The 14,595-nt window shown below is 60.6% G+C and carries 11 protein-coding genes; 4 read left to right on the top strand and 7 right to left on the bottom strand.

Annotation, left to right across the window (positions count from 1 at the left end; genetic code table 11):
* Window positions 1-78 precede the first annotated feature (78 nt).
* Window positions 79-564, top strand: a complete 486-nt coding sequence (locus tag AD666_RS18970) for a glutathione peroxidase (protein WP_053155203.1) — start codon at window positions 79-81, stop codon at window positions 562-564.
* Window positions 561-1,022, top strand: a complete 462-nt coding sequence (locus AD666_RS18975) for a MarR family winged helix-turn-helix transcriptional regulator (RefSeq protein WP_053155205.1) — start codon at window positions 561-563, stop codon at window positions 1,020-1,022. Before AD666_RS18970 ends, AD666_RS18975 begins: the two co-directional genes overlap by 4 nt.
* Here AD666_RS18975 and AD666_RS18980 read toward each other — a convergent pair.
* Window positions 1,006-3,327, bottom strand: coding sequence for a response regulator (locus AD666_RS18980; RefSeq protein ID WP_053155208.1), 2,322 nt, complete (start codon window positions 3,325-3,327; stop codon window positions 1,006-1,008). The genes AD666_RS18975 and AD666_RS18980 overlap by 17 nt on opposite strands.
* Window positions 3,328-3,490: 163 nt before the next feature.
* Here AD666_RS18980 and AD666_RS18985 point away from each other — a divergent pair, with 163 nt between their 5' ends.
* Both AD666_RS18985 and AD666_RS18990 read left to right on the top strand, forming a co-directional pair.
* A complete protein-coding gene (locus AD666_RS18985; RefSeq protein ID WP_053155210.1) occupies window positions 3,491-4,381 on the top strand; it encodes an ATP-binding protein in 891 nt (296 codons plus the stop codon).
* Entirely contained in the window at window positions 4,378-4,860 is a 483-nt protein-coding gene (locus AD666_RS18990) for a GAF domain-containing protein (RefSeq protein ID WP_053155211.1), read from the top strand. The genes AD666_RS18985 and AD666_RS18990 overlap by 4 nt, the downstream gene beginning before the upstream one ends.
* 35 nt (window positions 4,861-4,895) lie before the next feature.
* Here AD666_RS18990 and AD666_RS18995 read toward each other — a convergent pair whose 3' ends face one another.
* The 6 genes from AD666_RS18995 to AD666_RS19020 form a co-directional block, all read right to left on the bottom strand.
* Window positions 4,896-7,847: an HD domain-containing phosphohydrolase gene (locus AD666_RS18995; RefSeq protein WP_053155213.1), complete on the bottom strand. Its 2,952-nt coding sequence runs from the start codon at window positions 7,845-7,847 to the stop codon at window positions 4,896-4,898.
* A gap of 58 nt (window positions 7,848-7,905) precedes the next feature.
* A complete protein-coding gene (locus AD666_RS19000) occupies window positions 7,906-11,526 on the bottom strand; it encodes a transporter substrate-binding domain-containing protein (RefSeq protein ID WP_053155215.1) in 3,621 nt (1,206 codons plus the stop codon).
* A gap of 11 nt (window positions 11,527-11,537) precedes the next feature.
* Window positions 11,538-12,164 (bottom strand): response regulator transcription factor, encoded by a 627-nt coding sequence (locus AD666_RS19005; RefSeq protein ID WP_024776711.1) that lies wholly within the window; start codon window positions 12,162-12,164, stop codon window positions 11,538-11,540.
* A gap of 313 nt (window positions 12,165-12,477) precedes the next feature.
* Entirely contained in the window at window positions 12,478-13,806 is a 1,329-nt protein-coding gene (locus tag AD666_RS19010) for a deoxyguanosinetriphosphate triphosphohydrolase (RefSeq protein ID WP_053155217.1), read from the bottom strand.
* 64 nt (window positions 13,807-13,870) lie between these two features.
* Window positions 13,871-14,206 carry a hypothetical protein gene (locus AD666_RS19015; protein ID WP_053155220.1) on the bottom strand — a complete coding sequence of 112 codons (336 nt, stop codon included), beginning with the start codon at window positions 14,204-14,206 and terminating at the stop codon, window positions 13,871-13,873.
* Window positions 14,203-14,595 (bottom strand): phage holin family protein, encoded by a 393-nt coding sequence (locus AD666_RS19020; protein WP_053155222.1) that lies wholly within the window; start codon window positions 14,593-14,595, stop codon window positions 14,203-14,205. The genes AD666_RS19015 and AD666_RS19020 overlap by 4 nt, the downstream gene beginning before the upstream one ends.

Below are 14,595 nucleotides of genomic sequence, written 5' to 3' on the forward strand. Positions count from 1 at the left end.
TAGTCCTGCTAATTAAATTGCACACAATTGAATTGCTCGCTATCTTGCACGTCTGTCCCATTTCTTCGGAGCCTTGCCATGAGCGACAACTTGCTGAGCATCCCCTGCACCACCATCAAGGGCGAGCAAAAGACTCTCGCCGATTTCGCCGGCAAGGCCGTGCTGGTGGTCAACACCGCCAGCCAGTGCGGTTTCACGCCGCAATACAAAGGCCTCGAATCGCTGTGGCAGACCTACAAGGATCGAGGCCTGGTGGTGCTGGGCTTTCCCTGCAATCAGTTCGGCAAGCAGGAGCCGGGTGACGAGGGCGCGATTTCCGAGTTCTGCGAGCTGAATTTCGGCGTGAGCTTCCCGCTGTTCAAGAAAATCGAAGTCAATGGCGCCAATGCTCATCCACTGTTCGTCCAGCTCAAGCAGCGTGCCCCTGGCGTGCTGGGGTCCAAGGGCATCAAGTGGAACTTCACCAAGTTCCTGATCGGCAAGGATGGCCAAGTGGTCAAGCGTTTTGCCCCGACCACCAAGCCCCAGGACCTCACTTCAGAGATCGAAGCCCTGCTCAAATGAATGACCTGTCGATCGATGCATTGAGGCTCGACAGCCAGTTGTGCTTCAAGCTGTACGCCGCGTCGCGGGCGGTGATACGCGGCTATAAGCCGATGCTCGACCAGCTCGGCCTGACCTACCCGCAATACCTGGCGATGCTGGTGCTGTGGGAATGGCAGGACACCGCGCCGGAGCAACCCACGGTCAAGGCCCTGGGGGAACGGTTGCTGCTGGATTCCGGGACGCTGACGCCGCTGCTCAAGCGTCTGGAACAGCTGGCGCTGGTGCAGCGCCAGCGTTCGGCCCGGGACGAGCGCGAAGTGCACTTGAGCCTGACGGATACAGGACGGGCCCTGCGTGACCAGGTCGGCCCGCTGAAGGCCCGCCTGTTATGCGACAGCGGGATCGACCTGGACGGCCTGGGGACGTTGCGCGAGGATCTCGATCACCTGCTGGCACAAATCAAGGCGCTGACTTAGTCGGTACCCACTGATCCAGTACCGCTGCCAGTTCCTCGCGGCGGAACGGTTTGGACAAGTAGTCGCTCATGCCGGCGGTCCGGCAGCGTTCCCGCTCCTCGGGCATGGCATTGGCTGTCAGTGCGACAATCGGCAGGTCCGGCCAGCGCCCGCTTCGGCGTATTTGCCGACTGGCTTCGTAGCCGTCCATCACCGGCATGTTGCAATCCATCAGCACCAGGTCGAAATCCCGCTGTTCGAGCTGATTCAATGCTTCCGCGCCGTGGGCTGCGACGGTGACTTCGCAGCCCAGCTTCACCAACATGCCCTTGGCGACCAATTGATTGACCGGATTGTCCTCGACCAGCAAGACCTGGGCGCGCCTGGACAGTGGCGGCGTCTCGACCTGCGTTTCGTTGATGGTGGTCGCTTCGCTTTGCAGGGCGCGACGCAGGATCTGATACAGGGCATGGCGTGCCAGCGGGCGGGCCTGTTGCAACAGAGGGGCAAGGGCTGCGGCTTCCTGGCTGGGCATGAAACTGCCGTAGGCGGTGACCAGCAGGATGGGGGCGCTGAAGGTCGGTCTCAAGTTGAACAGGCATTCAGGGCAGTCGGTGATCAGCACATCGGGCTTGAGGCCCAGCAGCGAGTCATCCACGGAGCGTCGCTGGTAGTCCAGCCCCCAGGTGGGCAGCAGCATGTCCAGCAACTCGGCCAACCCGCTGCTGCCGGCGGTGATGGCGACGATATTGCCGTGCAACGGTTCGGCGGGCATCGCCGGGGTATGGCAAGGCAGGGGCAGGTCAGCGCAGAACTGGCTGCCGAAGCCGGCTTCGGAGCTGATCGTCAACCGGCCCTGCATGGCTTCGCAGAGGTTGTTGGTCAGCGCCAGGCCCAGGCCGGTTCCACCAAACTGGCGGGTAATGCCGGCACCGGCCTGGGTGAAGGGCTGGAAGATCCTTGCCTGGGCCTCCTGGGGAATGCCGATGCCGGTGTCGCAGACCTCGATGCGTACACCGCCTTCGTAGGCAGTCAGTCGTACATCGACCCGGCCGAAGCGGGTGAATTTGAGTGCGTTGGACAACAGGTTGCTGACAATCTGACGCACCCGGGTCGGGTCGCCAAGCACCTGCGCCGGGAATCGTGGATCGATCAGGCAGGCCAGCTCGACACTGGGAGCGGCGTTCTGGGAAAGCAGGTTGGCAGTGTCCTCGATCAGGGAGGCCAGATCGAACGGGATGCGTTCGAGTTCCAGTTGGCCGGCATCGAATTTCGACAGATCGAGAATGTCATTGAGCAGTTCCACCAATACCTTGCCCGAGTCATGGGCAATCGAGAGCTGCTGTTGTTGTTCAGCGGTCAGGGGCCCATCCAGGGACAAGGCAATCATCCCCAGCAGGCCGTTGAGCGGCGTGCGGATCTCATGACTCATGCTGGCCAGGAAGGCGGAACGGGCTTCGGCCATGTCCAGGGCGGTACGCCTGGCCACTTCCAGTTCTTCGTTGGATTGGCTGAGGCGATCATTGATGGCTTTGAGTTCGGCGGTGCGCGCCGAGACGATGTTTTCCAGTTGCGCCAGATATTCGGTGAGGCGATTTTCGGCGGTACGCCGCTGCTGGATTTCGGTGGAGATATTCTCGAACTGCTGGTTGGCGACCGAGACCAGTACGCCGATCTCGTCGTATTGGTGGCCGGAAGGGCAGTCCAGCCGGCTCTGTTCGCTGCTGGCCGGGTCTCGACTGCTCAACTCACGGATCACCCGCACCAGGGGTTTGGTCAGCATCACGTAGAACAACGCCAGTAACAGCCCGGTCAGGATCAGGCTGCGGGCAAAGCCGTTGAGCAACGTAACCTCGGCCCGGCGCAGGAAACGACTGCCGAATGTATAGGTGTCGACGTCCAGGCGCAGCACGCCCAGGGATTCGCCGGGCAGATGGTCCAGGTAGAGCCGGTCTTCGAATTGGCGCTGTGCACCGAACAGAAAGTCGCTGATGAATCGGTAACTGCTCTGGAGTTCGGGTCGTTTGACGCTGGCCAGTACGGTATTGTTGTTGTCGACCAGTTCGGCGCCGATGATCGCCGGTGAACGCAGCAGCCCCAGGGACAGTTCCTGGGCCAGTTCGGCGTCGATGTTGTAGGCGATGCGCGAGGCGGGGTTGTGGCTGATTTCCATCAGCGACAGGATCTCGCGGTTGATCGACGCGTCTTCGCTGGCATAATCGATGCCTATCTGCACCAGGCTGAGCAAAGTGCCCAGTACGAAACCCACCAGGACGGTCAGTCGAGCCTGCTTGTATGACAGCCGTTGGGTGAACCTGATGTCCATGGAATGGTGAACCACTTACGTTTCCCTTCGCCGCTCAAGCATAGCTGATCATCTCTGAATACCGGCCCGGCCGGTTTATGTTGTGTGGGATAGACCCGCCAATGAATACGGTGTTTCGTCGCCGTGGCACCATCATTACTGTGAACTTGCCCGAGGAAAAGACGTGGACTCGCGATTGAATGCTTTTCTTGAGCGCGCCGATGCGGTGCTGGCCCGTATCGAACCTTTGCTGCCCGCGCCCCGGCCTGCCATTGACTGGACCGCAACCCTGGCTGCCCGCTGGCAGCGCGACGGCCGCAGCGGGTATCTGCTGCCGCTGCAGGTCAGCCTCGACATGCGCCTGTCGGACCTGATCGGCGTCGAGCGCCAGGTCGAACAACTGGGCCGCAACACGCACCAGTTCATTCAGGGGATGCCGGCCAACCACGCGTTGCTCTGGGGCTCGCGGGGTACGGGAAAGTCGTCCCTGGTGCGCGCCTTGCTGGCCGAACATGCCCAGCAGGGCTTGCGATTGATCGAGATCGAGCGCGATCACCTGGCGGATCTGCCTCGGGTGGTCGAGCAGGTCGCCAAGCTGCCCCAGCGCTTCGTGTTGTTCTGCGATGACCTGTCGTTCGAATCCGGCGAAGGTGATTACCGGGTGCTCAAGAGCGTGCTGGATGGCTCTCTCGAACAGGCTCCGGACAATGTGTTGTTGTATGCGACCTCCAACCGCCGCCATCTGGTGCCGGAAAAGGAAAGCGACAACGAGAACTGGAAGCGGGTCGATGGCGAGCTGCACCCCAGCGAAGCCGTTGAGGACAAGATCGCGTTGTCCGACCGTTTCGGGCTGTGGCTGTCGTTCTATCCCTTTACCCAAGAACATTTTCTCAACGTGGTCGAGCACTGGATCGGCGAACTGGCGGCCAAGGCCGGACTGGCCTGGCAGCGTGATGAAGCACTCGATATACAAGCAGTCCGGTGGGCCACCGGGCGGGGCAACCGCAACGGACGTTGCGCTTATCAATTTGCCCGTTATTGGGTAGGCCTCAAACTTCTGGAGCATAAGGCATGATCGATCTGAAGAGCACCGGCCAGGGCCTCGATGGCTACGAGCTGTTATCGGCACAGCTGCAATCCCTGTTGGCCGATGAACGTGATTTCATTGCCAATGCCGCGCAGTTTTCGGCCTTTCTGTTCAGTCAGCTGGATGACTTGAACTGGGCCGGCTTTTACCTCAATCGCAACGAAGAGCTGGTGCTGGGCCCGTTCCAGGGCCAGATCGCTTGCGTGCGGATCCCCTTCGGCCGGGGTGTTTGCGGCACGGCGGCGGCAACCGGCCAGACTCAGCGCGTCGAGGACGTGCATGCCTTCGCGGGTCACATCGCCTGTGACAGTGCGTCGAACAGTGAACTGGTGGTGCCGCTGTTCAAGGATGGACGCCTGATTGGCGTGCTTGACCTGGACAGCCCGAAGCTGGCGCGCTTCAGCGAGCATGACCAGGCCGGCATCGAGCAGTTGGCGCAGATTTTCCTGCGTCTGACCGACTGCTGAACGAGCAGGCTCGGCTCGAACGGGGGCGATTGCGATCAGCATGGCAGCAGTCCCGCCTGAGCCAGGAGCCGTTCCTCGTCGACGTCATCGATCTGGCTCGGATCGAGGAACTGCTCGGCGTAGCTCAGGTAGACCCGTTCATCGATGAACAGCTTGAACAGCTCCGGATCGATATGGGCGTCATGGCACATGGTGGCCATGATGCCCAGGGCTTCACTCAGTTTCTTGGCTTTCTTGTAGGGGCGGTCAGCCGCCGTCAGTGCTTCGAAAATATCGGCGATGGCCATCATGCGGGCCGGCAGACTCATTTCCTCGCGCTTGAGTCGCTTGGGGTATCCGGTGCCATCCATTTTTTCGTGATGACCACCGGCGATTTCCGCAACGTGCTCCAAGTGATTGGGGAAGGGCAACTGGCTGAGCATCAGGATCGTCTGCACCATGTGGTGATTGATGACGTAGCGTTCCTCGCGGGTCAGCGTGCCCCGCGGGATGCTGAGGTTGTAAAGTTCGCCACGGTTGTATTTCCAGGCCGGCACATCCAGTTGGAAGCCCCATGGGTTGTCTGCCGGGATCAGTTCGGCCTCGTGTCGCGCCACCAGGTGTTCGGGTTTGTCGGACAATAGGCTTTCGACGACCGGGAGCGTTGGCTCGGGCGTGCGTGCCTGGCGCCGGCTCTCTTCCCAGGACACGCCCAGGCGATCGTCCAGTGTCCGGACCCAGGGGCGCTGGGCAATCTTCTGCAAACGTTGCAGGTCGGTGTCGGCCATGGCTTCGGTACCCAGGTTGCAACGCGCGACGAACGCGAAGTCGTCATTGAGGCCGGCCAGCGTTTCATCGCGTTTGTGCGCCAGCAAGGAAGGTTCGCCTCCCGTTGCCAGGGCTTTCCAGTAGTCGATCCAGGCGTCGCGCTTGAGCACCTCGAAGCGGGTGCGGATTTCGTGGATCCGGTCGTTCAGGGTTTCCAGCTTGGTGGCTTTATCCACCACGTACTCGGGGGTGGTGACCTTGCCGCAATCGTGCAGCCAGGCGGCGATGTGCAGCGCTTCCCATTCATCTTCGGTGGGTTGGTAGCCTTCGAACGCCGGAGCGGTGCTCGCGGCGGCGGCCTGGGCGAGTAGCAGTGTCAGGGCTGGCACCCGCTGGCAATGACCTCCGGTATAGGGACTTTTGGCATCGATCGCACCGGCCAGCAACTGGATGAACGAATCCAGCAACTGTTTCTGGCGGGTTTGCAGGCGCTGGCTTTCGATGCTCACGGCGGCGGCGCCGGATACCGCCTGCAGGAAGGCGATGCGGTCTGGTTGCAGTTTCTCCAGGTCGGCTTCGGTGCCCGTATCGCAGATCAGCAGCACCAGCACGCCGATGGTGTCCTGGTGGCGGTTGCGCAGGTGGATGCCGATCAGATGGACCCGGGGAGATTCGAGTATCTGCAGGATACGCTGCAGATCACCGGTCTGCTCGAAGCCCAGGGAGGTGACGAGGTTGTCCGTGAGGGCCAGTTGCCGGAGCCAGGGTGGGCTGGTATCGCCGGCCAGCGCATGGCTTTGCAGTTCAAAGGCCGCCAGCGACTGTACGGCCCCATCGATGACCAGTCCGTACGGCTTGATCTGGTCGCTATCGTTCTCGCGTAGATAGATCAGGCCAGCCTGGGCCTGGCCGATTTTCACAGTCTCGAACAGCACCCGTTCGAGCAGTGGGGCGAAGCGGGTTTCGGCGCGCAGACTGGCGGTGATTTCGAAGAAGCTTGCCAGTGTCTCTTTCATTCGGGCCATCGAGAGGCTCAACTGATCGATCTCCAGCACCAAGGTATGGCGCGACACCGGATGAGTGAAGTCGAAACTGCGAATGGCATCCGCTTCCCGCACCAATGCGCTCAGCGGCTTGACCAGCAGCCTGGAAGTCAGCCAGCCCAAGGGCAGACACAGCAGCAGGGTGGCCAGGGTAATCAGGGCGCCCTGCCAGCGCATGCGATAGGCATCGGCCAGCAATTCATCTTCGGGCACCAGCAACGCCAGCTCCAGGCCCTGTGGGCCGCCTTCCTGCATATGACTGCGGGCCACGATCCATTGACGGCCGGCTGCCTCCAGGTGCGTCGCGTCACTGTTGACGTCGAGCGCGGCGGCGATGGCTGGGTTGAGCTCGCGGGCTTGGATCAGTCGGGCCGATGCCGTGTCAGCGAGCAACCGATCACTGTCGGGATAACCCACGGCGTTGCCTTGGGGATCGATCAGCACGATCTCGGTGCCGAGGGTCACCTTGTGCTTGGCGAGCGTCTGGGACAAGGCCGCGAGGGTGAGGTCTGCACCGATGACCGCGTCTTCGCCGCTTCGGCGGGCAAGGGTCGTGCCGATGTTGCGGGTGGAAAAGAAAACGTAGGGCTCGGTCGTGATCTGCCCGGCAGTGTCCAAAGCACTGCGAAACCAGTCACGTGTGCGTGGATCGAAAGTGCCATCGGCATTGTCCTGGGCACTGATGAAAGCCAGTGCCTGATCGTAGAACAGCGATTGGGAGCGCACCTGGCCCGGCAGGCTCGTCCGGTCTATCGTCCAGACTTGATAGACTGCGTCGACTGGCGCGTTCAGCGCGGTCTTCAGCGCCTGGGTGCGCAGCGGCCGGACCATCAGGAAATTGCCATGGCGATCGCCCAGGTACAACGAGGCCAGGTTCGGGTTGTCCCGCAGTGCCTGGCTGAACGGGGTGAGCAGCGCCAGGCGTTGCTCCATTCCGGGCGCCCGCGTCGCCGGATAATCGGCCAGCAGGCTCAACACATGACGGATCGGTTCGTAGGTGTCGTACAGGTCCAGACGCACGTCCCGCTCAATGCGGTTGAACAGTTGTTCGCTGCTCGACAGGATGACCTGCGTGGTCTGCCGGTAATTGAAGAGGCCCAGTGCCACGCCGGTCAGCAGCAGAAGCAGGGTGAACATCACGCTGATGTGCACGTGCAGGGGGAATCGGCGTTGTTCCGGACGCGGTGCGCTGGGCATTGCAGTCACTCCAAGTGTGGGTACGCACTGCTGATCGGCCAGCATAGTAAATACCGGGCTATTTTGCCTTGGCGACCTCGTTTTCCAGCACTCGCTCCAGCTCCGTCATGGCGCGTTCGAGGGCTTGGGCGCACGCCTGGATTCGTTCGGGTGCCCGGTCTTGAAGACAGGCATGCTCCAATGCTTCGCATCGCTGGATCAGATCGGTGGCCTGCACGATACGGGCAACGCCCTTTATCTTGTGTGCCGTTTCGGTCAGCGCCTGCCGGTTCCCTCCCCGGGCGATATCGAGCAGTTCCTGGCGATCGGAGCGGTTACTGTTCAGCAGCTCTGCCAACAGCCGCCGGGTGGACGAAGGATCACCGCCCGTGAGCGCTCGCAGATTGTGAACATTGAAGGCTCGTGGCTGGCTGGCGGGGCTGACCGTGTTCATCCATTGGCTCAGGACAGTCAGGCTGATCGGCTTGAACAGACAGTCGTCCATCCCCGCGTCCAGGCAGCGTTGTTTTTCTTCGGGTTGAGCATTGGCGGTGAACCCCAGGAGCGTGCAGGGCGGAAGATGCCGCTCGGACTCGTGCCGGCGGATCGACCGGGCCAGCTCGTAGCCGCTCATGACGGGCATGTTGCAGTCGACGATGACCAGATCGAAACTCCCGTCCTGCCAGGCCGCAAGCCCTTGTTCGCCGTCGTCGGCGACCTGGTAGTGATGGCCGAGGTACTCCAGTTGCTGTGACATCAATAAACGATTGGCCGGATGATCATCCACCACCAGCACGTTCAGGGCGACCGATGCCGTTTCGATCACGGGCGGGGGAGGTGTGCAGGTGTCAATCGTTGGCAGCACGCTCAATTGCAGGCAAATCCGGACTTGCGTGCCGGCTCCCGGTTGGCTGTTCATGTGCAGGTTACCTCCCATCATCCGGCACAGGTTACGGCTGATCACCAGGCCCAGCCCGGCGCCCTTGCGGGCCATCCGGCCGGTATTGTCGGCCTGGGCAAAAGGCTCGAACAGGCGTTGCAGGTCGGTCGGACTGATGCCGATGCCGCTGTCGCTGATGTCCAGTTGCAGCTGCAGTACGTCGTCCCGGTCGGTTCGGGACCACCGGGCGTGAATCCGTACCCAGCCCTGTTCCGTGAACTTGAGGGCATTGCTGACCAGATTCGAAACCACCTGCTTGAATCGAAGGGGGTCCATCAGCACGTCCGGGTTGGCATCCGCCGGGTCGAACTGCAGGGTCAGCGTCAGGTTCTTCTGTCGGGCCAGGCCCTCGAATACCCGTATGACCGATTGAAGCAGGGCCCTGAGGTTCACCCGCTCGGGAGCCAGGCTCAGATGCCCCGACTCGATGCGGGCGATGTCCAGGATGTCGCCGATCAGATCCAGCATGCCGGAGGCCGATTCGTAGGCGACAGCGATGGTGGCGCGGTCCACCTGTCCCTTGTCGGCCTGTTTCAGGGCCAGTTCAAGCATGCCGATCACCGCGTTCATGGGGGTGCGGATTTCATGGCTCATGGTCGCCAGGAAGGTGCTCTTGGCCCGGTTCGCCTCATCGGCACGTTCCTTGGCCGCCCGAAGTTCATCGAACAGCTGCCGTCGTTCGCTGATGTCGATCCAGCCGCCAATGATGCCCTGCACCTGCGCGGCGGAGTTGCGATAGGGCAGGACCCAGTGGTAGATCGTCAGCGTCCTGTCGCCGATGCACAGCGGCCTGTCGACGATCAAGGGGGTGCCTTCTTCCATGACACGCAGGTAGTCCGCCTGGTACTCCTGGGCTTCGAAGGCATTACTCATCGAACCGGGCATCACGTCCTTGCCGATGACGTCTTCGCGTTTGGCGTCGAAGGTTTGCAGATAGCTGTCGTTACAGCTCTGCAGGACGCCGTTGCGGTCTCTGACGTAAATGGGATGCGGAGTGCCGTTGAGCAGCGAGTGCATGAACTCGAGCTGATCGTTGAGCGCCAGTTCCGCTCGTTGGCGCTGGAGGATCTGCCGTCGCATGTAGGCGTTCCAGGCCAAGGACAGCAGCAGTAGCAGGCCGACCCCCGCGACGGCCTGGAGGAACAGGCGGTTATAGGTGCGCCAGGTCTGCTCCGATGCCGGGATGTAACCCCTCCATCGGTTGTTGATGACCCCCAGTTCGTCGGGGTCGATGCTGGTCAGAGCCTTGTCGAGAATGGAGCTCAGCTCGGTGGCGTTTCCGGCGGTGGCCAGGGAGAACAGGGCTTGCTCGGTGCCCACGGTGCTGCTGATCTGCAAGGTGTCTTTGAACGTGTGGAACGAAAGAAAATAGTTGGCCATCACCAGGGAATGCACACTGCCTTCGACCTGGCCTTGGGCAAGCATTTGCACGGCGTGCGCGGAATCGGTGGTTTCGATGATCCTGATACGTGGGTACTGGCGCCGTAGCCAATCGATGATCGGGTTGCCTTTGGCGATTGCCAGGCTTCTCGTTTCGAACTGGTCGAGCGTCGTGGGCGCGTCGGATGGTTTGCGGCTCAGCAGGACGAATGAGCTGTCGACGTAGGGACGACTGAATCTGAGATGCCGTTGCCGTTCGCTGCTGGGCAAGAGTGCCGCAATCATGTCGGCCTGACCATTGCCCAGCGCGGCAATCGCCTCGCTGTCGCCGCGATGGCGCTGGATATCCAGGCGCAAGCCTGTACGCAGCCGGATCAGCTCCAGCAGGTCGGCGCTTATCCCACGTAAATCGCCATCCGGATCGAAGAATGTGAATGGAGCGAATGTTTCGTTCACAGCCACCCGAACCACCGGATGACTGGCCAGCCAGCGTCGTTCCCGGTCGGTCAGTTGTATCCGATGCTCGGTGAGGTAGAGATCGCTGCCTGCGCTCCAGCGTTTGGAGATCGCCGCCTGTTCGGTAACCGGAATCCGGTTGAGCGTGGTATCGATTATTTCCAGCAACCGAGTGTCCTGACGTCGTACCGCGAAACCGAATCCATGGGATTCATGCTTGCCGAAGCTGGCCATGCGGATGTTGTTCAGGTAACCCTTGTTGATCATGTAGTGGGTAGAAATGGTATCGCCGAGAAATACATCGGCCTGGCCGAAGGCGACGGCGTTGAGGGCGTTCTGGTAGGAGGGGTAGGTGGTGATTCGTGCCTTTGGGTACAGCCTTTCGATGTCCTGCTCCGGCAGGTAGTGATAGACCATGCTCAGACGCAGACCTTCCAGATCCTCGGCCAGGGACCGGTTTTCACGGGTTCGGGTAACAAGAACAGGTTGGTCCACGGCATAGGGCGTCGAAAGGACCAGGTCGGGGTCGCGGCCTTCAAAGCCGTTGGCGGTCCCCAGCATGTCGATCTGTCCGTTCTTGAGCGCGGCGATGGCCGCACCACGGGAGTCGAACCGCAGAACCTTCATGGGCAACCCGGTCGCCTTGGCAATGACGGCGGCGTAATCGGCGGTCATGCCTTCATAGTCGCGTCCACTGGTCGAAAGATCGAAGGGCGGATAATCCGGCGCGGAGGTACCCAGGACCAGTTCCCGGCGTTCTCGCAGCCAGGCGCGTTGGGAGTCATTGAGGTTGACCTCGGCCCGGGCCGTGCTCGAGCGGCCCAGGAGCGTGTAATGCTCGGGTGCAGCGGGGGTGGCCGCGACGAGTTCTGCAAATAGCCCTGCGATCAATGGCAGGAAAGTTCCTTTTATGCCTGTGGACATCCTGTTTTTTCTCACACCAGTGCGTTTCGTTTCGCCATCTCTATGAGTTCTACCAAGGACTTGACCTTGAGTTTCTGCATCAACCGTTTCTTATAGGTACTGACTGTCTTGTTGCTCAGAAACATGCCTTTGGCTATTTCCTTGTTGGTACGGCCCTGGGCAAAAAGTTGCAATACCATCAACTCGCGATCGTTGACGTTCTTGAACAGATCCAGCTCGATACTTCGAGGATCATCGGGGCGCACCGGATTAAGTGCCTGGCTCGGAAAATAGTTGTAGCCTGACAATACCGCCTTGATCGCACTGACGAGTTCGCTGAGGTCTTCCTGCTTGCAAACGTAACCGGAGGCACCGGATTGCATGCAACGGATACCGAATAGCGTCGGTGATTGCGCCGTGAGCACCAGGGTCTTGAGCGGTGTGGTCATGGCGTTGAAGCGCGAAAGGATTTCCAGCCCGTCAAGTTTGGGAATGCTGATGTCCAGAATCACCAGATCCGGCATGCATTCGCGCACCATTTGCATCGCATCGACGCCATTGTCGGTTTCCCCTACGACTTTATAGCCCTCATGCTCCAGCAGCATGCGAACAGCGAGGCGGATGACCGGATGATCGTCGACAATGAAAACGGAGTTCATGAATAAAAGTCCCATGCGAGCCTAAATAAAGCGCGCACCTTAGCCCAGTTAAAGCCCAGGCCGTACGAGGAGACGGGCATTCATCCTTTGTTTCAGAAGTTTCCTACAAAAAAAGAGGTCGAATACTACGAGGTATTTGGTTTTTTAGTAGGTCATTGGCGTGAAGTTGGGTGAGCTTTATTAGCGGGCGTCATGTTTAGAGATGTTTATCATTTGGTTAATGACAAACAGATCGAGGGCTTTTTGCAACTTCAGCAAAAAGCCCGATCTCATGCGAGCGGTGGGTCATGGGTATGTGACGTGCAATAAGTTTTTATTGACGGATGCGACCCGTCATCTCCTGGGCCATCTCACTGGCGTAACTGTCTGTCATCCCAGCGATGAAATCGATCATCCGCAGGAACGCCGCATGCAGGGATCCATTGGGGTCGGGCGCGTTGTTCCCCAGCAGGTCGAGGATACGTCGATTCTTGAATGAAGGGGTACGCCCGCCATGTTGTTCCAGGGCGGCCCCACAAAATCCGTTAAGCAGGATTTCCAGCGTGGTGTAGGCGCCGATTTCATTCAATGTTTTGCGTTTGTCCTGGAATATCTTCTTGCGCGCCATGTCCTTGGCATTCAACACACAGCGCTTGGCCGGTCCATGCATGTGCTCCACGAGATCGCCTGGCAGCGTGCCGGCCAGCAATGCTTCCTGCTGTTCGACGAATGCCCGGGCGGCGGCGTTGGTCAAGTGCTCGATGGCCTTGCCTCGAAGGATCGCCAGTTTGCGTCGGCGTGAATCCAGCGGTCCGAGTTGACGGTAGGTTTCCGGCAGATCGTCACCCACCAGGTCCAGGAGCAGCGACTCCACCTCCGAGTAAGCCAGCAGGTCCATCTCCACGCCGTCTTCCAGATCGATCAGGGCGTAGCAGATATCGTCCGCGGCTTCCATCAGGTACACCAATGGGTGCCGCGCCCAGCGCTGGTCTTCGATCTGCGGCAGGCCAAGCTTGTGGGCAATCTGCTCAAGCAGGGGCAATTCGCTCTGGTAGCATCCGAACTTGTGCTTCTTGTAGCCCAGGGAATCGGCATGGCGGGCCGTCCAGGGGTATTTCAGATAAGTGCCGAGGGTGGCGTAGGTGAGGCGGGTGCCGCCGTCGAACTGATGGTATTCAAGTTGTGTGAGGACCCGGAACCCCTGGGCGTTGCCTTCGAAGTGGAGAAAGTCGTTGCGTTCGGCCTCGCTCATGGCATCGAGCCAGCCACGGCCTGCCGCCTGTTGAAACCAATAGCGGATAGCGTCCTCGCCGGAATGGCCGAACGGTGGGTTACCGATGTCGTGGGCCAGGCAGGCCGACTGCACCACCATGCCCAGGTCGCTCGGTTCGCACCAGTCGGGCAGGGCGCCGCGAATGGTTTCCCCCACGCGCATCCCCAGGGAGCGTCCGACGCAACTGACTTCCAGCGAATGGGTCAGGCGTGTGTGGATGTGATCATTGCTGGAAACCGGGTGCACCTGGGTCTTGCGTCCCAATCGCCGGAAGGCGCCGGAAAAGATGATGCGGTCATGGTCTTTATGGAAAGGGCTTCGGCCCAGTTCTTCCGAGCTGTGCAGCGGTTTCCCGAGGCGTTCGCGAGTCAGCAGGGTGTGCCAGTCCAAGGCCGGTTGCTCCGTTGAGGATTTGTCGCTAGCTTCCCTGTTCGGGCAGCGCCCCGCAAGCCCGTCAAGGCTTGCGTGCGCTCTTGGCCAGTTTGATCAATGGCAGCAGCGTCGTTGCCAGTCGCACCAGGCGAAGCAAGCCAGTGCTGCGTCCGCGTCGGGTGCGCTTGCCGGTGAGGAAGCCCAACAGCGTCACCGCGGCCATGCCCCAGAGGGGGGCATGCTTGATGCCGAAACCTTCGTGCCAGTTCTGAGTGAAGCCACGTACCCGCTGCAAGGGTTGCAACAGTTGGTTCGTTTCCTGGCGGATTTCCTGGCGATGCATTTCCATGCGCAAGCGCACCAGTGCCTTGCGCATTTCCTGTCGTGTCCGGGCTTGAGGGATATCGGGCAGGCTCATGGCAGCAGGCGCTCCCGGTCGTTGGACAGTTCTTCCAGCGTGGCGTGAAAGGGGGATGATTCGTCGTAGATCGCCGCCTTGAGCCGAAGTCCGCAGAATAATGCCGCCAGCAGGTAAAACAGGCACAGGCCGATGATTCCCGCCATCCGATAGGTATCCCACACCAGAATCAGCACCAGTGTCGAGAGTCCTACCAGCAGCAACAGTGCAAACACCAGCGCCAGACCGGCGAACAACAGAAGGCTGACGGTACGGGCCTTTTGCTCTTGCAGTTCCATGCCGAACAGTTCGACATGGCTGTGCAGCAGCCCGAGAAACGCAGCCCCCAGACGGCGTGCCGAAGATTTCGTGCCCGCCGCTTCGGACGAGCCAGGTTCGTTCATACCCAT

The organism is Pseudomonas sp. Pf153 (assembly GCF_001269775.1).
Lineage (GTDB): Bacteria > Pseudomonadota > Gammaproteobacteria > Pseudomonadales > Pseudomonadaceae > Aquipseudomonas > Aquipseudomonas uvaldensis.